Annotated in this window: 19 protein-coding genes; 8 read left to right on the forward strand and 11 right to left on the reverse strand. The window is 61.8% G+C overall.

The window, feature by feature from the left end; translation table 11 throughout:
* Window positions 1-187 precede the first annotated feature (187 nt).
* Entirely contained in the window at window positions 188-1,051 is an 864-nt protein-coding gene (locus C2L64_RS25910; protein WP_009769776.1) for an STAS domain-containing protein, read from the reverse strand.
* Window positions 1,052-1,428: 377 nt separating this feature from the next.
* Between C2L64_RS25910 and C2L64_RS25915 the strand changes: the two genes are divergently transcribed.
* Window positions 1,429-1,719 carry a hypothetical protein gene (locus tag C2L64_RS25915; protein WP_007746898.1) on the forward strand — a complete coding sequence of 97 codons (291 nt, stop codon included), beginning with the start codon at window positions 1,429-1,431 and terminating at the stop codon, window positions 1,717-1,719.
* Between the two features lie 192 nt (window positions 1,720-1,911).
* Window positions 1,912-2,175 carry a hypothetical protein gene (locus C2L64_RS25920; RefSeq protein WP_009769775.1) on the forward strand — a complete coding sequence of 88 codons (264 nt, stop codon included), beginning with the start codon at window positions 1,912-1,914 and terminating at the stop codon, window positions 2,173-2,175.
* A gap of 134 nt (window positions 2,176-2,309) precedes the next feature.
* Here the strand turns inward: C2L64_RS25920 and C2L64_RS25925 are convergent, their stop codons facing one another.
* The 6 genes from C2L64_RS25925 to rbsK all read right to left on the reverse strand — a co-directional run bounded on the left by C2L64_RS25925 (window position 2,310) and on the right by rbsK (window position 8,453).
* Window positions 2,310-3,326 (reverse strand): substrate-binding domain-containing protein, encoded by a 1,017-nt coding sequence (locus tag C2L64_RS25925; protein WP_009769774.1) that lies wholly within the window; start codon window positions 3,324-3,326, stop codon window positions 2,310-2,312.
* A 178-nt stretch (window positions 3,327-3,504) separates the two neighbouring features.
* Window positions 3,505-4,473 (reverse strand): ribose ABC transporter substrate-binding protein RbsB, encoded by a 969-nt coding sequence (rbsB, locus tag C2L64_RS25930; RefSeq protein ID WP_009769773.1) that lies wholly within the window; start codon window positions 4,471-4,473, stop codon window positions 3,505-3,507.
* 117 nt (window positions 4,474-4,590) lie between these two features.
* Window positions 4,591-5,547, reverse strand: a complete 957-nt coding sequence (locus C2L64_RS25935) for an ABC transporter permease (RefSeq protein ID WP_009769772.1) — start codon at window positions 5,545-5,547, stop codon at window positions 4,591-4,593.
* Between the two features lie 104 nt (window positions 5,548-5,651).
* Entirely contained in the window at window positions 5,652-7,157 is a 1,506-nt protein-coding gene (locus tag C2L64_RS25940; protein WP_009769771.1) for a sugar ABC transporter ATP-binding protein, read from the reverse strand.
* Window positions 7,158-7,167: 10 nt separating this feature from the next.
* Entirely contained in the window at window positions 7,168-7,566 is a 399-nt protein-coding gene (gene rbsD / locus C2L64_RS25945; protein ID WP_007746912.1) for a D-ribose pyranase, read from the reverse strand.
* Window positions 7,563-8,453, reverse strand: coding sequence for a ribokinase (gene rbsK / locus C2L64_RS25950; protein ID WP_009769770.1), 891 nt, complete (start codon window positions 8,451-8,453; stop codon window positions 7,563-7,565). The genes rbsD and rbsK overlap by 4 nt, the downstream gene beginning before the upstream one ends.
* Window positions 8,454-8,781: 328 nt before the next feature.
* Between rbsK and C2L64_RS25955 the strand changes: the two genes are divergently transcribed.
* From C2L64_RS25955 to C2L64_RS25965, 3 genes are all read left to right on the forward strand, one after another.
* Window positions 8,782-10,677: an FAD-binding monooxygenase gene (locus C2L64_RS25955; RefSeq protein ID WP_009769769.1), complete on the forward strand. Its 1,896-nt coding sequence runs from the start codon at window positions 8,782-8,784 to the stop codon at window positions 10,675-10,677.
* Between the two features lie 20 nt (window positions 10,678-10,697).
* Complete coding sequence (locus C2L64_RS25960) at window positions 10,698-11,138, forward strand: MarR family winged helix-turn-helix transcriptional regulator (protein ID WP_009769768.1); 441 nt, start codon at window positions 10,698-10,700, stop codon at window positions 11,136-11,138.
* A gap of 185 nt (window positions 11,139-11,323) precedes the next feature.
* Complete coding sequence (locus tag C2L64_RS25965; RefSeq protein ID WP_009769767.1) at window positions 11,324-12,988, forward strand: ankyrin repeat domain-containing protein; 1,665 nt, start codon at window positions 11,324-11,326, stop codon at window positions 12,986-12,988.
* A gap of 36 nt (window positions 12,989-13,024) precedes the next feature.
* On the opposite strand, the gene C2L64_RS25970 is transcribed toward C2L64_RS25965, so the two are convergent.
* Complete coding sequence (locus tag C2L64_RS25970) at window positions 13,025-13,567, reverse strand: carbonic anhydrase (RefSeq protein WP_009769766.1); 543 nt, start codon at window positions 13,565-13,567, stop codon at window positions 13,025-13,027.
* A gap of 198 nt (window positions 13,568-13,765) precedes the next feature.
* Complete coding sequence (locus C2L64_RS25980; RefSeq protein WP_007746926.1) at window positions 13,766-14,752, reverse strand: nitrilase-related carbon-nitrogen hydrolase; 987 nt, start codon at window positions 14,750-14,752, stop codon at window positions 13,766-13,768.
* A 213-nt stretch (window positions 14,753-14,965) separates the two neighbouring features.
* Here C2L64_RS25980 and C2L64_RS25985 point away from each other — a divergent pair, with 213 nt between their 5' ends.
* Both C2L64_RS25985 and C2L64_RS25995 read left to right on the forward strand, forming a co-directional pair.
* The gene (locus C2L64_RS25985; protein ID WP_009769765.1) at window positions 14,966-15,922 is read left to right on the forward strand and encodes a GlxA family transcriptional regulator; all 957 of its coding nucleotides are present in this window, start codon (window positions 14,966-14,968) and stop codon (window positions 15,920-15,922) included.
* A gap of 608 nt (window positions 15,923-16,530) precedes the next feature.
* Entirely contained in the window at window positions 16,531-17,379 is an 849-nt protein-coding gene (locus tag C2L64_RS25995; protein ID WP_009769764.1) for a hypothetical protein, read from the forward strand.
* Window positions 17,380-17,445: 66 nt separating this feature from the next.
* On the opposite strand, the gene C2L64_RS26000 is transcribed toward C2L64_RS25995, so the two are convergent.
* Window positions 17,446-18,453: a zinc-dependent alcohol dehydrogenase family protein gene (locus C2L64_RS26000; protein WP_009769763.1), complete on the reverse strand. Its 1,008-nt coding sequence runs from the start codon at window positions 18,451-18,453 to the stop codon at window positions 17,446-17,448.
* 199 nt (window positions 18,454-18,652) lie between these two features.
* On the opposite strand from C2L64_RS26000, the gene C2L64_RS26005 reads away from it, so the two are divergent.
* Entirely contained in the window at window positions 18,653-19,066 is a 414-nt protein-coding gene (locus tag C2L64_RS26005; RefSeq protein WP_009769762.1) for a winged helix-turn-helix transcriptional regulator, read from the forward strand.
* Between the two features lie 52 nt (window positions 19,067-19,118).
* On the opposite strand, the gene C2L64_RS26010 is transcribed toward C2L64_RS26005, so the two are convergent.
* A complete protein-coding gene (locus C2L64_RS26010) occupies window positions 19,119-20,957 on the reverse strand; it encodes a sigma 54-interacting transcriptional regulator (RefSeq protein ID WP_009769761.1) in 1,839 nt (612 codons plus the stop codon).
* Window positions 20,958-21,023: the final 66 nt, after the last annotated feature.

Below are 21,023 nucleotides of genomic sequence, written 5' to 3' on the forward strand. Positions count from 1 at the left end.
TCGCGGACCAGAACGTCTGTGACAAATTCCCCCCGCCAAATTACCACGTGGAAAAGAAATTATCTGCATTCTGCGCGAGTGGATGTGAATCGGTAAAAAGTCCTGTACAGGTTTTGATGGAGGCGATCGCGCGCAGGTTGCTGCAGCGAGAAGCGGGTTCGTGATGTCGTCGCGCGACACGCCGCCGTTAAGAGCTGCGCGCCCTGATGCCCGGGCTGCTCGCCTGTGCGATGCGCAGCGCGACGACGAACGCATCGGAAAGCGACGCGCGGGTCGTGATGCCGGACAGATCGACGCCCAGATGCACGACTGTCAGCGCAATCTGCGGGCGAATGCCGCTGATGATGCAGTCCGTTCCCATCAACCGCGCGGCCGCCACCGTTTTCATCAGGTGTTGCGCAACGAGGGTGTCCACGGTCGGCACACCCGTGATGTCGATGATGGCGACGGCGGCGCCTGTTTCGACGATTCTCTGCAACAGGCTTTCCATCACGACCTGGGTGCGCGCCGAATCGAGCGTGCCGACGAGCGGCAGCGCGAGGATACCTTCCCACAGTTCTACGACGGGTGTCGACAGTTCGAGCAGTTCTTCCCGTTGTCGGGCAATGGTTGCTTCACGGCTGCGCTGGAAGACTTCTGTCGTGTAGAGGCCCAGCGCGTCCAGCAGCAGATTGATGGACCAGTTGGCGTCCGCGAGGGCGGTCATGTCATCGCCGAACGCCACACGAAACTGCGTGTAGAGCGGCTGCTTCAGCGAAAACACAAACGCCGCGGTTTCGACGGGCGTGAAGCCCTGCCTGGTGCGCTGCTCCGATATCTCACCCAGTCGGACACGCACGGATTCCCACTCGGGACGGTTTGCGTCAAGCGTGTCGCTCGACCTTAGCGTGTCGAGAAATACTTCCATGAACCTCACGAACTGACTGCGCATCTCCGCTTCTGTCGTGAGGCCTCGCCTCAACGAAACTGCAAGATGCTGGTCCAACCAGTTATCGAGTAATTCCCGTTCGTTCAGGAAGCCCGCCAGCGCCTTGCCGGTGAAATTGTTCATCTGAGCCTGACGAGTGAATGACCAGCGTGGGTGGCGTCCGATGAGCTGACGGATTGATGAGTTGCCGCGCCATGGTACTCCATGCATGGTCCTTGCGCTGCGCATTCCGGCGGGCATCGGCCGCTACCGGAAACGCCCGTTTCAAGCGGTTCGGAAAGCAAAGTTTCACTGTACAAATGCACTAATGCGCGTACGATGGACTGAGTCCTCGCACCTCGCGCTCATTCGGTTCTCGTTTCGGTTATATCGCCCGCCTGAATGCACCGCAACGCTGTCGCCCGACAGCCGCGTGTGCGCCGATCGTGATGCGGCCGTTTCGTCCGCGCTCGTCCCACCTGCATAATCTTCGCCGCATATCGCGGCAACAGAGGTGTCTCATGGAAGCCGCTGCATATCTATACAGGGGACTTGAAGTTCGTCTGCTCGTTTATCCGCGTCAACGCACGATGGCGGGAACGGGTCACAGCTACGATCAGGGCTTCGATGCCGCTGTCCGGATCAACGAACCCGGGCAGAAGGAAGTGGAAGGGCGCAGCCGCGTTTTTCAACTCAAGGTTGAACGCGGTTTTGAAAACATCGGCGATGCGAGAAGGGCGTCGACGGCTTATGCCGAACATCTCATTGATGCGTGTCCGTCGGGTCGAACCATCTGGGATGCCGAAGTGTGAGAATCCGATGGTCCGCGGTATTTGGTGGTTTCATCGCGCGTCCCGGAAGTGATCGCCTGCGATAGTGATCGTGGTGCGCTTCGATTGACGATCGATGAGTAGGGTTGTTTGTTCGGCGCATCCACGACACGCACAGTACAACTTCACTGAAAGCGAACTTTATTCTCGCGCAACGCGCGATGGGAGCGTCGCATGCATTTCGATCCTGCAGTGTTCCGAATAGACCCTACGCCGCGTCGCGCCGATGGCGAATACATGGCTCACGCGATGATCAGTGGTCCGCTGCCGGACGGCGAATCGTTCATCCATGTGAGTGGTGATCTGGCGGGTTTCGATCTTCGCCAGGATGCGATCCGATATGCCACCGACTGGGCGAACGACTGGCTGCAGAAATGCTTCGACGGTTCGTGCAGTGCGCGTCGGGTCTCAATGGCGGCTGAAGGACGCGTGAACTGAAGGGGGGGAATTGGCCATCTTCAGGTTGCGTTTGTGATTTTACATAAGATAAATTATCAACGTAAAATCGAATTTTGAAAAATAGGGCCTGACAGCACTGCCGACGCACTAACAAGCCCACGCGCAGCAACAACTCAGCCACCCGACCTACGATATCGAATCCGCGCCGGCACCAGCCGCGAGTCCGGCGCGCTGTCACCCTCAAGCAGAGAAAACACGCAACGCAGACTGTGCTCAGCCAGTTGCGCGCTGTCCTGGATAATCGCGTCGATCTTGAAAGGCAGACAGTCGAGCAGCTTGTGGTCATCGAACGTCATCAGTTGGCCTGGCGCCTGCGCCAGTTGATGCGCATCGTTCATAAACTGCAGAACGCCTTCGAGCAACGTAATCGAGCCTGCGAACAGCGCTTGCGGATATCGCTGGTGTTCAGCGAACCATGACTTCATCAACTCGTAACCCGATTCACGCTGGTAGTCTCGCTCGAACACCCAGTCCGGTTGTTCCTCGAGACCATGCTGACGAAGCGCTTGCCGGTATCCAGCCAGACGGTCGCGGCTTGCGGACAACTCTGGTTGACCGCCCAGATAGACCACCTCACGCGCGCCTCGCGCAATGCTCTCGCCTACCAGCGTCGCTACCGTTTCCACCGCATCGGTGACGACGTACGGAATGCTGCTCGACTCGACGCGACGATCGGCAAACACGAGAGGCAAACGCTTCATCCATTTCTCGTAGCGCTTCGCATCCCCCGTGCACGGCACCACGATCAGGCCATCGACCTGATGGGACACGAGGTGCGCAATACCCTCCGTCTCGCGTACCGGGTTTTCATCGCTTGTGACAAGAACGAGCTGATATTGATAGCGTTCGCGACACTGCCATTCCATAGCCTGTGCCAGCGCCGCGTGCGCAGAGTTGGTCAAGTCGGGAATCACCAGACCGATCGTATTGCTGCGACGGGTGCGCAACGCCCGCGCCGACTGCGAAGGCGTGAAGTGATGGTCCTTTGCGACCTGCAACACCCGCTCGACGGTCGCCGCGGATATCCGGTAGCGCTCGGCATAGCCGTTGAGCACCATGCTGGCGGTAGTACGGGAAACCTTCGCGAGGCGGGCAATGTCGTCGATGGTCAGACGCTCGAACTGAGTCACGCGGGCTTCCTGCAGGTCAATGAATCAAGCGCGAGCGCACCGCTTCGGTAAGCGGTGCGTGCGTACGATATAACTTCGTCGGGGATTCGCCGCCCAATCTCGATCGGAGGCAGAGGCAGGCGCGCAGCGACGTGAGTCCTGGCGCCTGATGGTACTACGGGAAGGGACAGATGAGAACTTACTGCTTATAGAGGTTCAGCGGCACCGGGATGAACTTGTCGACCGACTGGCCATCGACCAGCTTTTTCGCCGTCTGCACACCGTATTGGCCAATCAGCTCCGGCTGCTGCTGCACGGTCGCCGACATCTGGCCGCCCTTGACTGCCGTGATGGCGTCGCTGGTCGCGTCGAAGCCAACCACCGCAACGTTCTTCAGACCCGCCGCCTGCAGCGCCTTCACTGCGCCCAACGCCATCTCGTCGTTCTGTGCGAACACGCCCTGGATGTCCTTGTTGCTCTGGATGATGTTCTCCATCACCGAAAGACCCTTCGCACGGTCGAAGTCGGCAGGCTGTTTCGTCGCAATCTTCACGCCGCCCTTCGCCGTCACTTCGTCGTCGAAGCCAGCACCACGCTCATTCGCCGCCGACGAGCCAGGAATGCCTTGAAGCTCGACGATATTGCCCTTGCCGCCCAGCTTGTCCGCGAGGAACTCGGCCGCCATCTTGCCGCCGGCCTTATTGTCCGACGCGATGTGCGAGCTGACATCCGCGCCGTTCACGCTACGGTCGAGCGAGATGACCTTGATGCCCTTGCTGGTCGCTTCCTTGACGACGTTCGCCACGGCCGACGAATCGGTCGGGTTGATCAGGATGACGCTGACTTTCTTTTCGATCAGATCTTCAACGCTCGCCTGCTGCTTCGCGGGATCGTTCTGCGCATCGACGGTGATCAGCGTCACGCCGTCTTTTGCAGCTTCGTCTTCCGCGCCTTTACGCAGCGAGACGAAAAACGGATTGTTCAACGTCGAAATCGACAGCCCGACCGTGATCGCGCCGTTTGCAGCGGGCGCCGATGCCGCATTGGCTCCGGCGTCCGCCGACGTAGCCGGACCCTCCTTCGAGCACGCAACCAGACCAGCCATCAGCGTGCTTGCGCACAGCGCGGCGAAAAGCTTCGAGAATCGCGGCGAAACGGGTTTCTGCATTGTCTTCCTCTTCTTCCTTGTGTGGTGAAACTGGGTTTTGCTGTCCAGCAGTCGGTAATAGATAAAGCAGATAAAGCTCTGTGGAAAGGGGCTACGCCCTTCCCTCGTCAACCTGCGTCACGCCTTCTTGTTGCCGCGATCGATCAGCACGGCGAGCAGGATCACGCCGCCCTTGATGACCTGCTGATAGAAAGACGACACGTCGAGCAGATTCAGGCCGTTGTTCAGAACGCCGATTAGCAATGCGCCAACGAGCGTGCCGAAAATCCAGCCGCGTCCGCCCGTCAGACTCGTTCCCCCGAGCACGACGGCAGCGATGGCGTCGAGTTCATAGCCTGTGCCCGCCGTCGGCTGCGCGGAGTTCAGACGGGAAGTCAGCACGACGCCCGCGAGCGCGGCCATGACGCCCGAGATCGTGTACACATAGAGCTGAATACGATCGACCTTCACGCCCGAGAGCTTTGCCGATTCAGCGTTGCCGCCCGTCGCATAGATGTGGCGGCCGAACACGGTCTTGCGCAGCAGCACCCAGAAGATCGCGAACATGACCAGCATGAGCACGACGGGAATCGGCACGAGGCGGGCAACGTAGCCGCCGCCGAGCAGCGAAAAGAAGTCACTGTTGAAGCTGCTCAGCGGACTGCCGTTCGACAGGACCAATGCCAGTCCCCGCAATACCGTCATCGACCCAAGCGTCGCGATAAACGGCGCGACCTTGCCTTTGCTGATCACGAGCCCGTTTACGAGGCCCATCAGGCCGCCTGCAACGAGTCCGGCGAGCGTCGCAAGACCTGCCGGCATACCCGACGTCAGAAGGCTCGCGATGATGACGGACGACAGAGCCAGCACTGAGCCCGCAGAGAGATCAATCCCGCCCAGCAGAATCACCAGCGTCATACCGAACGCAATCAGCGCATTGATCGACGCCTGACGCATCACGTTCAGCAGATTGTCGACGGTCAGAAAATTGTGACTGACGATAGAGAGTCCCACCGCAATGACAAGCAGGGCAATAAACGGCCCAAGCTTCTGGAGCGTCGCGCGGTTGGTCGGTGTGATACTCAGTTGCGCCATGATGTGTCTCGCGTTGTGTCCCTTCGCTTGCGACAGGACCGTTCAATTGGGATGCACGGCGCGCTGCCAATCGCGCTGCCGTCATGAATCAGGTTGTGGGGTGTCTATGCAGCAACCGAAACAGGCGTCGCATTGCCGCCCGCCGCTGCCGTCATGATGCGTTCCTGCGTTGCGCCCTCTGCATCGAACAGGCCGCTCTGGCGACCCTGATGCATGACGAGGATCCGGTCGCTCATCGCAAGGACCTCGGGAAGCTCCGACGACACCATGACGATTGCGACGCCGCGCTCCGCCAGTTGATTGACGATCGTGTAGATTTCGGCCTTGCCGCCCACGTCGACGCCGCGCGTCGGTTCGTCCAGCAGCAGCACCTTGGGCGGTCGCGCAAGCCACTTGGCGAAGACCACCTTCTGCTGATTGCCGCCCGACAGCGACTTCACGTCCAGCTCCGCATCCCGCGTGCGCACCCGCAACTGCTCGATCAAACCATCCGCCGCCTGGCGCTCGGCCTTGCTGTCGACGAAGCCAAGCCTTGCATAGCTATCGAGATGGACGAGCGTCGCGTTCTCGCGCACGGACATACCCAGCACGAGCCCCTGGCCCTTGCGGTCTTCCGTGACGAAGCCGATGCCCGCCGCGATGGCGCTGGACGCATCGCGCACTTCGAGCGGCTTGCCATCCAGCGTGACAGTTCCCGCTGTCTTCCGATTGGCGCCAAACAGCGTTCTGAGAATTTCGCTGCGCCCCGCCCCCATCAATCCGGCGATGCCGAGCACTTCGCCCGCACGTACGTCGAACGAAACGTTGGAGATGTTGCCATGATCCGCGAGACCTTTGACCTGCAAGCGGACCGCGCCGGGCTTGTGCTGCCGCTTCGGGAAACGCTCGCCGAGTTCGCGCCCCACCATCAGCCTGACGATCTCGTCGAAACTCGTGTCCCGGATCGCGCGTTCGCCGACGAAGTGACCATCGCGCAAGACGCTGATCTTGTCGCAGATCCGGAAGATCTCTTCCATCCGGTGCGAGACATAGACGATTGCAACGCCGCGAGCCTTCAGCGACAGCATGATCTCGAACAGTGTGTCGATCTCGCGATTGGTGAGCGCGGCCGTCGGCTCGTCCATCACGACGACGCGCGCGTCCAGTGAAAGCGCCTTTGCGATTTCGACCAGTTGCTGGCGGCCGATGGACAGTTGCCCCGCTTCCGTCTGAGGGTCGATGTCGCGCGCGCCAACCATGTCGAGCCACTTGCGTGCCTCGCGACGCATCTTCGCGTTGTCGACGATCCCGAACCGGCTCGGTTCGCGGCCCAGGAAGAGGTTCTCCATCACCGTCAGTTGCGGGATGAGGTTCAGTTCCTGGTGGATGATCGCGATGCCGGCGTGTTCGGCCTCGACCGTGTTGCGAATCTGCGCGGCGCGGCCATCTATCAGGATCTTGCCTGCGTCAGCCTGATGGACCCCGCACAGAATCTTCATTAGCGTCGATTTGCCGGCGCCGTTTTCACCCATCAGCGCGTGGATCTCGCCCGCACTGATGTGAAAATCGACGCCCTCGAGCACGCGTACCGGTCCGAAGGCCTTGCCGATGCCCTGCATCAACACTTCCATGGTGTGCCTCTTAGAAGATGACGCCGGAATGCAAAATCACATTCGCGTAAGGACTGCACTCGCCCGTGCGGATGATGGCTTTCGCCACGCGGGAGCGCTGCTTGAACGCCTCATGCGGCACCTGTTCGACTTCGATCTTGCTGGACGCCATCTGTGCAATGCGTTCCACGACAGCGGCGTTGTGTTCGGCGCTTTCGCTCGCAAACACCGCGCGTTCGACCTTGAAGTCGGCGAGCACACTGTCGAGCACGTCGAAAAAGCCCGGCACGTTGAGCGCCAGCGATACGTCGATGCACTCGACGCCTTCGGGAATCGGCAGGCCGCAGTCGGCAATCACGAGGCTGTCGGTGTGGCCCATCGATGCCAGCACGCGCGCGATGTCGCGATTCAGATGTCCGAGCTTTTTCATGATCGAGCTTCGAGAAATGTGTCCAGTTCGGCGAGCGTCGGCATGCCGCCTTGCGCGCCTGCGCGCGTGACAGACAGTGCTGCCGCAGCATTGGCGCGGCGTACTGCCTCGTCGATCCCGAGGCTCCAGAAGGCCGCGAGTGCGCCGTTGAACGTGTCGCCGGCGCCCGTCGTATCGACCGCATCGACCGCGAAGCCGGATTGGTGCACGAGCTTGCCGTCCGTGTCTGCGTAGCACACGCCATCCTCGCCACGCGTCATCGCGATCTGGCCGGGGCGCCGCGCGAGTTCGTCGGCCCACTGCTCTTCACTCGTTTGCAAAGCGGTCGCGAGTTCATGCTGGTTGGGCGTCAGCAGCGTGACGAGATCCAGCAGTTCGTCGCTCAGCGCGACGGCGGGAGCCGGATTCAGAAAGAACGGCTTGTTGAGTGCGCGGGCGCGGCGCGCCGCATGCAGAACGGTCGCGTACGGCACCTCGAGTTGGGCCAGCACGACATCGGCCTGCTCGAATGCATCGGCGGCACGGTCGATATCTTCGGGCGACAGCTCAGAGTTGGCGCCCGGCACGACGACGATCGCGTTATCGCCGCCCGTCAGCGTGATCGATGCGATACCCGTTGCCTTGCTCGCGGTGGTGACGTAACGCACGTCCACGCCTTCACGCACGAGCGTCGCCTTCATGTCCTCACCGAAGGCGTCGGCGCCTACCCGGCCAACCATCGTCACCTGTGCGCCAAGTCGAGCCGCCGCGACGGCTTGATTCGCGCCTTTGCCGCCAGGGCTCGTAGAAAAACACGTGCCGAACAATGTCTCGCCCAGACGGGGAAACGTATTGGTGACGACCACCATATCCATGTTGATGCTGCCCACCACAACTACGCGCGCCATGCCATTCCTTTCAAACGGTCCCGCTGAACCTTGCCAATCTTGCAAGAAATCGCCGTGCTAAAACGTCATCAGCTACGGAGCGCAATTTATAGCAGAGTCGGCGGTCGCGCGGAATAGGACTTAGGGTTTTACCGGATATGGCGTCGGGGGCTGCGCTGCGGCGTCCGTGTGCTGGATATAGGCTGCTTTTTCGGATGCGGACAGAGCCAGGCGCTCGAAATCCTCAGGCCAGGGTAAACATCCACCACGACATGAAGTGCTTTGAAATGGTTGGTGTACGGAGTATATTCAGTATCACGATGACACGCACACCCTGGAGGAAGACACCATGCAATTTCATCTCAACGGTTTCCGCGTCGGCGATCCGACCATCGAGCCGGCTGCCGACAATGCGCCTCGCGTCGAGATGCCCGACACGGTCGACGTGTTGATCGTCGGAAGCGGTCCTGCGGGACTCGTGCTGGCAGCACAACTGTCGCAATTCCCGACCGTCTGCACACGCATCGTCGAGCGGCGCTCAGGACCGTTGCAGATGGGACAGGCAGACGGAGTCGCGTGCCGGACTGTCGAGATGTTCAATGCGTTCGGCCTCAGCGACCGCTTGCAGCGTGAAGCATATTGGGTCAACGAAACCGCGTTCTGGCGCCCCGATGCACAGGACCGTGGCGCCATCAAGCGTACCGGTCGTGTTCAGGATACCGAAACAGGCATGTCGGAGTTTCCGCATGTGATCGTCAATCAGGCTCGCGTGCAGGACTATCTGCTCGATGTGATGCGTCGCTCCGCGCAACGGCTCGAACCGGACTACGATCTGGAAGTGGTCGACGTGCAACGCGACGATACCGGCGAATACCCCGTGCGCGTGAAGTTGCGCCGTATGGATGAAGCAAGGCTGGATGAGGAAATCACTGTGCGTGCGCGCTATGTCGTCGGTTGCGACGGCTCCCGCAGCCGCGTGCGTACGGCCATCGGACAAACCCTGCGCGGCGATGCCGCCAATCATGCGTGGGGCGTGATGGACGCGCTCGCCGTCACGGACTTTCCGGACATCCGCCTGAAAGTCGCCATTCAGTCCGCGAGCAAGGGCAACTTGCTCATCATTCCGCGCGAAGGCGGATACCTGGTGCGCTTCTACGTCGATCTAGGCGAGGTCACGCCCGAGAATCGCGACAGCCTCAAACAGACCACGGTCGATCACATCATCGAGACGGCTCAGCACATCCTGCACCCCTATACACTCGATGCAAAGGAAGTCGCGTGGTTCTCCGTGTATGAAGTGGGACAGCGCCTGACCGATCGCTTCGACGACGCCCTCGCCGCCGACGGCACGTCTCGCGACCCGCGTGTGTTCATCGCAGGCGATGCCTGTCATACGCATAGCGCGAAGGCCGGCCAGGGCATGAACGTGTCGATGCAGGACGGCTTCAATCTCGGATGGAAACTGGGCGCGGTGCTGCAGGGACGCAGCGACGCCAATCTGTTGCGTACCTATTCCGACGAGCGTCAGCCCATCGCGCAGGAGTTGATCGACTTCGACAAGGAATGGTCGGCGATGATGGCCGCTCCGCCGAAAGATCCCAACCGGCCCGAAGCAGGCGGCGTCGATCCGGCTGAACTGCAAGCCTATTTCGTTCGCGCGGGCCGATATACGGCTGGCGTTGCGACGCACTACCGGCCGGGTGTGTTGACAGGCGAAGCGGCGCATCAGGCTCTTGCCAAAGGCTTCGTGATCGGCACACGTTTTCATTCATCGCCCGTCATTCGTCTCGCCGATGCGAAGCCCGTCCATCTCGGACACGCGGCATCCGCTGACGGCCGCTGGCGCCTGTACGCGTTCGCGGATGCGAAGCGAACTGCGCTCGATGCGCTGTGCGAGCATCTCGCTACATCGCCCGATTCTGTCTTGCGGCTCACCACGCCAGAGGATGCCGATGTGGATAGCGTGTTCGATCTGCGCGCGGTGCTGCAGCAGCCGCATCGCGAAGTGCGTCTCGACGACCTGCCCGCCCTGTTGCTGCCGCGCAAGGGACGCTACGGCCTCATCGACTACGAGAAAACATTTACGAGCGACGCAGCGACTGATATCTTCGACGCGCGCGGCATCGATCGCGAACGGGGCGCGCTCGTCGTGGTCCGTCCGGATCAATACGTCGCGCATGTTCTTCCACTCGATGCATACGCGGAACTGAAGGCCTTTTTCCGGCCAATATTCCGCATGCGCTAACCCGTTCCGAAACTGCGAAATTGCCGACCAGACACGACAACCCCGAAGCGCTCTCGAAATTTACGGGCAGTCTCGTGCGCCGCGCCCAGCAGCGCCACGTAGCGGTATGGCTCAGCGAAGTCTCCGCCGAGGTCACGAGCGTCCAGTATGCGGCGCTCGAGATCTTGCATAAAACACCCGGCGTCAATCAGCGGCAACTCGGCGATGAACTCGACGTGGACCGTTCGACCATCGCCGATCTCGTCGCGCGCATGGTGCGCAACGGCCTGATCGAACGGTCCGACGATCCCGTCGACAAGCGCAGTTACGTGCTGTTTCTCACTGCGGACGGCAAGAAGCAGCTTGCGAGCTTGCGTCCCCGTGTCGAGGAAGTCGAGCGCGTTCTCACGGCGAGGCTGACACAGCGGGAATGTCTGGAGTTGAGGCGACTGCTTCTGGCGCTGTTGCCGCCGCAGGAATAGGTCCGTGCATCTGCGTGGGAGTTGACGGCACCGCCCGTCTTCTCCTAGCATCTCGTCAGCGGTACAGGCCGCTTCCGGGTCCGCGGAAAGAGTTGAACTCACCTGCGATAGCCAATGCGTTATCTCACCATCCTTTGTGCAGGCGGTGTTGCGGACCGACAGCCTCCAATGCACGAGGATCCGCAATGAAGACTCTGCCTTCCGGGGCCAATCTCGACCATCTGAAGAAGCAGGCGAAAGAACTGCTTCGCCTCTATCGCGATGTCGATGCAACGGCTATTTCGCGCTTCATCGACAACCTTCCTGCTGCCGCGCAGCGAACGCCTGACGACGTCATCGCACTCGGATTGCGTCTGCACGATGCGCAGTCGTGCATCGCGCGCGAGTATGGCTTCGCTTCATGGGCAGAGCTTCGCCTGTATGTCGAAAGCCGTGCCGTGCAGCGCGAACAGCAGGATTTGATTCGACACTGGCTTGGCCTTGCTTACTGCGGCGACGTCGTCGGCAGATACGACGCCGCAAGGCCGCGCGTCGCGGCGCAGGTGTTGCGCGACCATCCCGGCTTGCCTTCGTCGGATGTGTCGGTCGCGTGCGCTGCGGGACAGCTCGACGTGATAGCCCGCGCAGTCTCAGCCGATCCAGACTGGATCAATCGGGCGGACGGACCGCTGAATCTTCCGCCGCTCGTTGCCGTGACGCATTCGCGCCTCGGACAGTTGCCGCAGTTCGCTGAACGGCTGCGTGATTGCGCGCGGTTTCTGCTTCAAGCCGGCGCCAATCCCAATCAGCGTATCGGCAACCGGTATCCCCCCGCTTCACTGGCGTCGCCCCACGAGTCGGAACCGCTGTCTGCGCTCTACGGCGCAGCGGGCGTCAACCGCGATGCCGTCCTGACGGAGATGCTCCTCACCGCAGGTGCGAATCCCAACGACGGCGAATCGCTCTATCACTCGCTGGAGGAGCCTGCTTGCACGCGCGTGTTGCTGCAGCATGGCGCTCGCGTCGGCGGAACGAATGCGCTGCGTCGGGCGCTCGACATGCCGAACCCTGTTGCACTGGAACTGCTGCTGGCACACGGCGGCGATCCGAATGAACCCGTTGAAGCAGGTCCGACGACGACGTGGGGACCGCCGCTGCTGCGCGCCATCGCCGTGCGTCGATCGGCCCGTCATATCGCCGCCCTCCTCGCCGCCGGTGCCGATCCGCAGGCGCGCACGCCCGGTGGCGTCAGCGCCTGGCGACTGGCGATGCAAACAGGACTGCGCGAGGTCGCGGACCTGTTGCGCGCCGCCGGGGCAAACGACGCACTCAGCGCCGAGGACGAGTTCGTGGCGGCCTGTGCGCGCGCCGATGCCGGCGAGGCGCGTCGCATCCAGGCACGGCGTCCTGATCTTCCTCGCTCGCTGCCGGAGGATCAGTTGCGTCTATTGCCGGATACAGCCGCGTGGGGATCGGGCGACGCGATCAAGGTCATGGTCGAACTCGACTGGCCAATTGCTGCGCGCGGCGGGGATTGGGACGCGACGGCGTTGAACCATGCCGTGCTTCGCGGCGATGCCGAATTGACCGCGTTCCTGCTTGCGAATGGAGCAAGTTGGCGAGAGACACATGGCTTCGGTGCTGACGTGCTGGGCACGTTGTCGTGGGCTTCGATTAATGAACCTGCCGGGGTTGAACACGGCGACTGGATCGGCTGCGCTCGCGCGCTCGTCGCGCATGGATTGCCTGACATGGCGCACGATCCAGCGGATGCGGAACGACTGTTGATCGACGGCCGGTCAATGCGGTTTTCGGAAGGCGTCGCGCAAGCGTTGCTGCCAGACGATCGCGCGACTTCGAAACCGGATTGACCGCACCTGCCGTGCGCGATGGCCGATGCGCCGCCATCAAGCGGCGGGCGCCCGCAACGGTGCCGGAGGGACGACGGTTTCGATCTTGCCGGTTTTGACGTCGTAGACGAGACCCGACACCACCATGCCATCGGGCAGCGCCTTATTTGCCTTGAGCGCTGCGACATCGAGCGCGACCGCCTTGTAGGGCTCGGTGATCGCGAGATCATCGAGCGCGTCCGTCTCGACATCGAGATGCCGGGCGAGCAATGCGGGCGCATGCCGGTGACAGCCGATGATCCCGCAATCGGTGTGCTGGAGCAGCACGAGATTGCGCGCACCATCCGGGCGTCCCGCCGATGCCGCGACGACGCTCAACACCGCCAGCGTTTCGAGCAACGATTTGTTGATGCGCCCGCCGACGTTCCGGATCACGGCCGCTTCACCTTGCTTCAACCCCAGCACGTTCACGGGATCGACGCGCGGATCGACACAGCCGACGACAACCGTCCCCGTCGACGGGAGCATCTTGAGTTCAGGCGCGAACTCGGTCTCGGCGAACCTGGCGTTGCGCTCCAGCATGACATCATTGAAGTTCATTTCTGCTACTCCTTGATAATGGTCAAATTCGAGCGGTCGAATTGCGCGCATCGTGCGCGCACGACCTCACAAGCCTCGGCTCGAAGCACCGCTTGTAACGCGAGGATGTTCAGCGTCCGGCCGAGGAACGGAATGCAGCCCGGAACGAACGTGAACGAATCGACGAGGATGGCGGTATCGAGCGTGTGTCCGTGCCGCTCAGGCGAGGACTTCGAGATCCCTGACGGGCTCTTCGCCAGGCGCACGCAGCGAACGCTCGATGACGTGAGTCTTCGGCGTGCGGTCGATCACCAGCCCGAGCACGTCCGGACGGCTGTAATGGCCACGCGAATCCATCAAGCGTTTGCGCTTGTCGATCTGCCAGAAATCGAGGTCTGCGATGATCTCGCCCTCTCCTTCACGCAGCGGTGCTCCGCCCATGTACTCACCGTCGGGCGAAACGATTGCAGTGAAACAGCCGCTCGAGATCGGGCCAACCTGGGTGGTATTGGTATCTTTCAGAATCTGCTGCTGTTGTTCGGGAGTCAGCCACGCTGTCGCGTTGACAACGAAGGCGCCCGCCTCCAGCGCGTGCTGGCGGATGTTGACGGAGATCTGCTCGGAGAACAGATCGCCAGCGAACGAGCCCGGATACATCGCCGAATGGATTTCCTCGCCATCGGCCATCAGCGCATAGCGCGCTAGCGGGTTGTAGTGCTCCCAGCAGGCGAGCTGACCGACGCGGCCCACGGCGGTATCGATCGCGCGCAAACCTGAACCGTCGCCCATTCCCCAGACCATACGCTCGTGATAGGTCGGCGAGAGCTTGCGGCGGCGTTGCACGAGTGTGCCGTCGGCATCGAACAGCAGTTGCGTGTTGTAGAGCGTGCCGCCATCGCGTTCGTTGACGCCGATCGACACCACCATTTTCGCCTGACGCGCCGCTTCGCCAATTGCACGCGTCGTCTCGGACGGCACGACCACTGCCTGATCGAGAAGCTTGTAATGCTCGGCTCCCATCGCAAACGGAGATTCGACGAACGAGAAGTACGGATAGTACGGAACGACAGTCTCAGGGAAGGTCGCAAACTGGACGCCCTGCTTGCCGAGTTCCAGAATTTTCTTGACGACCTTATCGACGGTGCCTTCCCGGCTGTAGAGCACAGGCGCGATCTGAACGGCTGCGGCCCGGATGATCTTTGACATGATGGTGTTCCTTTCGCTGGTGCGAGACAGATGATGAAGTGCTTGTACGTTATCGCCTCTGCCCTTTACGATCTATGTCGTTGTTGCCACCATTCATGACGTGCGTCGCCCGGGCGTACGAGGGTCGCCGGATCGAGAAGGAATCTGCGAATGTGACCCGTGGAATGACGTGAATTTACGGTTACGTGCGCGAGCCGGACCTCAGGAATAAACATGCATCGGATTGGGTTTATCGTGCCGCAACGATTTCAGATGATGAGTCTTGCGGCCCTAACAGCGTTCGAGATCGCGAACATGCCGCCGGCGGGTCCGTGCTACGACGTCCATGTGCTGTCTGCACATGGCGGTCCTGTCCGTTCTTCGGGCGGCATGACACTGGAAACCGAGGCGTTCGGCGATCCGGCTTTCGATACGGTTATCGTGGGTTCGATCACCGAAATGAAAATGCCGTCCTCCGATGCCGCAGTGATCGCGTTCGTTCAGGAGGCAGCCAAAGCATCGAGACGGATTGCCTCGATCTGCAGCGGTGCATTCGTACTCGCCGAGGCCGGACTGTTGAATGGCCGACGCGCCACCATGCATTGGGCCCATGCGTCTGAATTCAGGGCCCGCTTCCCGGAAGTCATCACGGAAGAAGACCGGATTTTCGTCAATGACGGTCCCATCTGGTCCTCGGCCGGCATGACGGCCGGTATCGATCTCGTTCTGGCGTTGATCGATAACGACCTCGGTCCCGAGACCGCGAAAATGGTCGCGAGGCTTCTGGTGATGAATCAGCGTCGGCTCGGCGGGCAGTTGCAACATTCCGCGCTTCTCGACATGACGCCAAAGTCCGATCGGATCGAACTGGTGCTGGCGCACATCCGCCGGAACCTGCGCAATCCGCTGACCGTCGAGGAGCTTGCCGCGGTGGCCAACCTCAGCCCTCGCCAGTTCAGCCGCGCGTTCGTAGCCGAGACCGGTCAGTCGCCCGCCAAGGCCGTCGAGCAGCTACGGCTCGAAGCAGCCCGATTCATGATCGAACAGGGCCGGCACACGATCAACGTCGTGGCGCAGGAAACGGGTTTTGCGGATCGGGAGCGCATGCGCCGCGCGTTTGTCCGAACGTTCGGTGTGCCCGCCGATATGCTGCGCCGGAACGCTCGACGGGAACCCGTTGCTGGCGCCTGAAACGTTCAGACGCCCGCTTCACGATCTCCGACAATCTGGCCCGAAAAAAATACTTGAACCGGGATCTATTCTTTTGGCAGCCGATGCCGATAAGAGCGCTCATAAGCCCCCGTCAGACGAGCCCTCCCAATGCGAATCGACCTTATTGCCAGCCGCCCTGCCCGATTGAAACGTACGCTGATTATGTTGGTCGGCTGTGCCGGCGTACTGGCCAGTCTGTCCATCTGGGGACGAGTGCCCGCCGATGCACTCGCCGACGCCGATAGAGAGGTCGCCCAATTCGGCCCCGCGCTTCCCGGCTCCGCGTGTACGGCCGAAGGAGCGGTTTCAAGGGACGCTAAGGGTACCTTTCTGATGTGCTGGAGGCTGGTGTGGAGCAAGCCATAGCTTCTGCTTCCATAGCGACGCTGCGCTGACGTTACGTGTGGTATTCATCCCGCACGGCATGAGACCGCACGCAACGCACGCATGTCGCCGCGTCATGTTTCGTTGCAAACGCATGCGATTGAAGGTTCAGTTGGGAAGCGCACGCAATGGCATCGCTAGCGTTCTTTTGTCGCCGGAGACGTTGTACGATTGCCCATCAAATAACCATAAAGGGAGGCCTCATGGACGCACGCTTGAGGCAGACTTTGGCCGGCGCGTTTCTCGCCACAGGTTGCCTGTTTTCGGCATCATCCCACGCGTACAACGCGGCCGACGACGCCGAGGCACAGGACCGGGAAGTGAAGGCGGCCTACGATCGCGGCTACAAGGCAGCGAAAGAGGAACTCGCGCGCGAGGCCGCTGCAAAGGGCACTGCCGCCACGACGCCACCCGCAACCGAAGCGCGGGCGCAGAAACCGACGGTTGAAGCTGTTCGCAAACCCATCCTCGACATCAAACACGTCTACAGCGACGCAAGCGATATCGAGACCGTGCAAGAGGTGCCCGTCACGTCGAAGCCGCTTGGGGAACAGCCAGGCACACAAACTTCCGCATCCAGCGGCACTCGCATCGCGCCAACAAAGCCGGTTGCCCGTCGCTCTCCAGTCGCGACAACCGACGCCTGGACGGATACCGACTCACTGCAGAACCCGCAACCGGTGCAACGCTCAAGCACTCCGCCGAGAAATGCCAGCATCGTGCGGTCTACGGGACGCGTGCAACAACAGAATGCAATGCCGCCCGAAGAGTTCGCTGATGACGAAGGCGACGACGCTGTCATGCCACGGACAGCACAGGTCTACACGACCGGGCCGCAGTACGTGCGACCGCGACCGCAGTACGCGCCGCCGCCCGTAGCGATGCAGCCTCCGCCGCAAGCCTATGGCTACGTGCAGCGGCCAACCAGCGTGGCCGCCCGCCCGTACGCCTACTACGCGCCACCCGCTGCCTGGGCGGGCGAATACCAGCCGGCGCCGGCTGCTGGCCGCTGGTACTGGTCGCCGGAGTATGGACGCTGGCTTTACTACTGACCTGTGACGATCTTCACCTGAAAGGAGAAGATCGCCCGCGGCGCCCGATCGCTACCGCCGTCCGCTTCAGACCGCCAGACAAACCTTGCCGAAATGCTTGCCCGCCGCCTGATGGCGGAACGCGTCGGCAATCTCGTCGAGCGCAAACGTGCTGTCGATCACCGGCTTGATACCGTTCGCGTCGATCGCGCGGATCATGTCGATCTGATGCCTCCGGCTGCCGACAATCAGCCCCTGCAGCTTCTGCTGACGACGCATCAGTTCAGCCGTCGGCACCTGCCCGGCCAGTCCCGTCAACACGCCGATCAACGCAATGTGACCACCGATCCGGCAAGCACGGATCGACTGCCCAAGCGTGTCCGGACCGCCCACTTCGACCACGTTGTCGACGCCGCGACCGTTCGTGATCTCAAGTACCTTCGCGGCCCAGTCGGTATCGCGCTTGTAGTTGATCAGGTGATCGGCGCCGAGCGCGCTTGCCTTCGCCAGTTTCTCGTCGGATGACGACGTCGCGATCACTGTCGCGCCCATCTGCTTTGCGAACTGCAGCGCGAAGATCGAGACGCCGCCCGTGCCCTGAACGAGCACGGTGTCGCCCGCCTTCAGCGCGTAATCGACGACTAGCGCGCGCCACGCGGTCAGGCCTGCAGTGGTCAACGTCGCAGCCTCCGCGTGGCTGTAGGCGCGCGGTGCGTGCGTGAACCATTGCGCAGGACGCACGACGCTTTCGCGAGCGTAGCCGTCGACGCCATCACCCGGCGTCGTCGAAAAATCGGCGAGCGTCGGGCCGCCGTCGAGCCAGTACGGAAAGAACGTCGATACGACGGCATCGCCGACCGCGAATTCCGTCACGCCGTCGCCGATCGCTTCGACGACGCCCGCGCCATCCGACATCGGAATGCGACCGTCTTCGGTGCGCATGCGTCCCGTGACGACACCCAGATCATGGAAGTTGAGCGAACTTGCGCGGATGCGCACGCGGATTTCGCCGGGCGCCGGCGCGCCGGGATCGGCGAGTTCCACGCGGACGAGATTGTCCAGTCCGGCGGGCTGGCGCAAGGTAATGGCTTTCATCTAAGCAACTCCTGATAGTCGATTGACGGACTGACGATGCGCGATGCGGCATCGCCGTCGAAAAGGCGGTCGCGCACGTGGGTCGGCGCGCGAGGTCGCGAAGGTTGCGCGACCACGTCGTGATTGTCCGGTCGTACGTCAATTACCGCAAGAAGGTACAATTATGGCCGGTACTATCAATTATGTAGGTATAAATGCCATGCGACCCAAACGCTTGGACAGCAAGAGCGGCTGCGCCGTCGAAGTGACACTTTCGGTAATCGGCGGCTTGTGGAAGCCGGTGATCCTGTTTCACCTGATGCACGAAAAAAAGCGCTTCATGGAGCTTACCCGGCTGCTGCCGAACACGACGCAACGCATGTTGACGCTGCAACTGCGCGAGCTGGAAGCTGACGGCATCGTTGCGCGCCATGTTTATCCTCAGGTTCCGCCGAAGGTCGAATACGAATTGACGCCATTCGGCGAGACGCTTGCGCCGGTGCTGATCAGTCTCAGGGAATGGGGCGAGTCCTATCAGGCGCAGCGGGCGAGCGATGTCGCGCCGGTCGAGGAAGTGTCGAAGACAACGGCGACGCGGCGGCGTCGTGCGAACGCGGCCGGGCAAGCTGCGTGAGTGGGCGTCATGCCGTCGTCAAGGCATTGAGTTGTTCACGTCGCGGCAAGCTTCAAATCTTGTGCCGGATCGAGCGTTCGAGGCGAATCCCATGCCGCTTCATCTTCGCGTAGAGCGCCGGCTTCGACACGGCAAGCAGCTTCGCGCAATTCGTGACGTTGTAGCGGCACGCCTCCAGCGCGTTTTCGATGGCCTGACGCTCCGCTTCCATCAGCGAGACAGGCGCCGCCCGATGCGCGACGTGTACGGCATCGTCTGCTGATTGCGCGCGTGTCGCGCCACGCAGGAACGACGACACGTCCTCGATGCGTTCGCCGTCATCAAAATTGACGATCTTCTCGACGAGATTTTCCAGTTCGCGCACATTGCCCGGCCAGTCGTAGGCGGCCAGTTGCTTCAATGCGTGCTCGGTCAACGCGGGCGTCGGCTTGTGCATGCGCGTGCAATAGCGTTCGAGAAAAAACGCCGCCAGCACGGGTATGTCCTCGCGCCGCTCGCGCAACGGCGGAATGTCGATCTCGATCACGTTGCAGCGGTAATAGAGATCTTCGCGAAACGTCTTCTCCCGCGCCATCGACGCGAGATCGCGATTACTGGCGCAAACGATCCGCACATCCACCGGAATGCCGCGCGTATCGCCGATGCGCGTGACTTCGCGCTCCTGCAGAACCCGTAGCAGCTTCGCCTGCACGTCGATCGGCAATTCCGATATTTCGTCGAGGAACACCGTGCCGCCGTCGGCGGACTCGAACTTGCCGGGACGGCCATCGCGCGCCGCGCCTGTGAACGCGCCAGGCGCATGGCCGAACAGCTCGCTTTCGATCAGCGCGTGCGGCAAGGCCGCGCAATTGATCGCGATGAACGGCTGGGCGCTACGCGAACTGGCATTGTGAATCGCCTGCGCAAAGACTTCCTTGCCGACACCGCTCTCGCCGGAGAGCAATACATTCGACGAGCCGCGCGCGGCTTTTTTCGCCGCATCGAGCGCGCGCCGCGTGCCCGCGCTGGTTCCGACCACGCTGTCGAACGTGAAGCGCGCGTGATTGCCTGCGTAGCGTCCCGCCATCTTGCGCACGCGGCGCATCTCGCGAAACGTATTGACGACGGACACTACTTCGCCGCAGCGATTCTTGATGGGGATGGCCGTATCGAGCAGATGCAGATGCCGCGCGGGCGAATCGATGATGAGTTCGCGATCCACGTAGCCAACGCCCGTCCGGTAGATCGGCCCAACGATCGGCTCGAAATCGATGACCTCGTTGAGCGTCTTGCCGATGCTCGTCTTCGGATCGATGCCGAGAATGCGCCCTGCCACCGAATTGACGTGCCGCAGCACATGGCCCTGGCCGATCACCATCAGCCCGTCGCCAATATGATCGATGATCGCGCGCTGCTCTTCGACGAGCGTGTCGTAAGCGGCGAGATCGAAGGTGCGTTGCAAAAGAACGTCGAGCGTCGCGCCGAGCAGCGTGATCCAGCTCGCGGACCAGTTGGCGCGCCCGCCGCCGGCGTCTGGCGCATGCAGCGCAACAAGAAACACGCGCCGCCCGTGCGCTTCGACACGCAACGCGAACGCCTGCCCTAGAGTGGCGGCGCTCCCTTGCAACGGCAGCGTCGCACAACGCCCATCCGATATTGACGTTGCCGCTTCGGCAAGTGCAGCGAGGCGCGCGGCAGGACAGTGCGCAAAGAACGCATCGAGCGTGTCACGCCTGGCAGCGTCCGGATCCGCGACTTCCTCGATGCCTTCGAGCAGATGTCCCGCGCGATCCAGCGTGAACACGCAGGCCCGCGCCTCACTCGCAGCGAGCCGGCGCGCGGTGCGCCATTGCGTGCAGGCAAGCGCGCTTTCGAGCGCAGTGGTGTCGGGATCGAGCGCGACAGTGGCCATGTCTACCTGCGAGCGGTCGGGCAACGGCTCCGACTATACCAGTTCAAAATCCCGCTGCCCGGCCCA

The organism is Paraburkholderia hospita, from assembly GCF_002902965.1.
In the GTDB taxonomy this organism is placed as follows: Bacteria; Pseudomonadota; Gammaproteobacteria; order Burkholderiales; family Burkholderiaceae; genus Paraburkholderia; species Paraburkholderia hospita.

What these genes read in the sequence shown, in the direction of transcription:
- C2L64_RS25910 (WP_009769776.1), bottom strand. Translation starts at nt 1,051, where the DNA reads ATGAACAATTTCACCGGCAAGGCGCTGGCGGGCTTCCTGAACGAACGG.
- C2L64_RS25915 (WP_007746898.1), top strand. Translation starts at nt 1,429, where the DNA reads ATGGAAGCCGCTGCATATCTATACAGGGGACTTGAAGTTCGTCTGCTC.
- C2L64_RS25920 (WP_009769775.1), top strand. Translation starts at nt 1,912, where the DNA reads ATGCATTTCGATCCTGCAGTGTTCCGAATAGACCCTACGCCGCGTCGC.
- rbsB (WP_009769773.1), bottom strand. Translation starts at nt 4,473, where the DNA reads ATGCAGAAACCCGTTTCGCCGCGATTCTCGAAGCTTTTCGCCGCGCTG.
- C2L64_RS25935 (WP_009769772.1), bottom strand. Translation starts at nt 5,547, where the DNA reads ATGGCGCAACTGAGTATCACACCGACCAACCGCGCGACGCTCCAGAAG.
- C2L64_RS25940 (WP_009769771.1), bottom strand. Translation starts at nt 7,157, where the DNA reads ATGGAAGTGTTGATGCAGGGCATCGGCAAGGCCTTCGGACCGGTACGC.
- rbsD (WP_007746912.1), bottom strand. Translation starts at nt 7,566, where the DNA reads ATGAAAAAGCTCGGACATCTGAATCGCGACATCGCGCGCGTGCTGGCA.
- rbsK (WP_009769770.1), bottom strand. Translation starts at nt 8,453, where the DNA reads ATGGCGCGCGTAGTTGTGGTGGGCAGCATCAACATGGATATGGTGGTC.
- C2L64_RS25955 (WP_009769769.1), top strand. Translation starts at nt 8,782, where the DNA reads ATGCAATTTCATCTCAACGGTTTCCGCGTCGGCGATCCGACCATCGAG.
- C2L64_RS25965 (WP_009769767.1), top strand. Translation starts at nt 11,324, where the DNA reads ATGAAGACTCTGCCTTCCGGGGCCAATCTCGACCATCTGAAGAAGCAG.
- C2L64_RS25970 (WP_009769766.1), bottom strand. Translation starts at nt 13,567, where the DNA reads ATGAACTTCAATGATGTCATGCTGGAGCGCAACGCCAGGTTCGCCGAG.
- C2L64_RS25980 (WP_007746926.1), bottom strand. Translation starts at nt 14,752, where the DNA reads ATGTCAAAGATCATCCGGGCCGCAGCCGTTCAGATCGCGCCTGTGCTC.
- C2L64_RS25985 (WP_009769765.1), top strand. Translation starts at nt 14,966, where the DNA reads ATGCATCGGATTGGGTTTATCGTGCCGCAACGATTTCAGATGATGAGT.
- C2L64_RS25995 (WP_009769764.1), top strand. Translation starts at nt 16,531, where the DNA reads ATGGACGCACGCTTGAGGCAGACTTTGGCCGGCGCGTTTCTCGCCACA.
- C2L64_RS26000 (WP_009769763.1), bottom strand. Translation starts at nt 18,453, where the DNA reads ATGAAAGCCATTACCTTGCGCCAGCCCGCCGGACTGGACAATCTCGTC.
- C2L64_RS26005 (WP_009769762.1), top strand. Translation starts at nt 18,653, where the DNA reads ATGCGACCCAAACGCTTGGACAGCAAGAGCGGCTGCGCCGTCGAAGTG.
- C2L64_RS26010 (WP_009769761.1), bottom strand. Translation starts at nt 20,957, where the DNA reads ATGGCCACTGTCGCGCTCGATCCCGACACCACTGCGCTCGAAAGCGCG.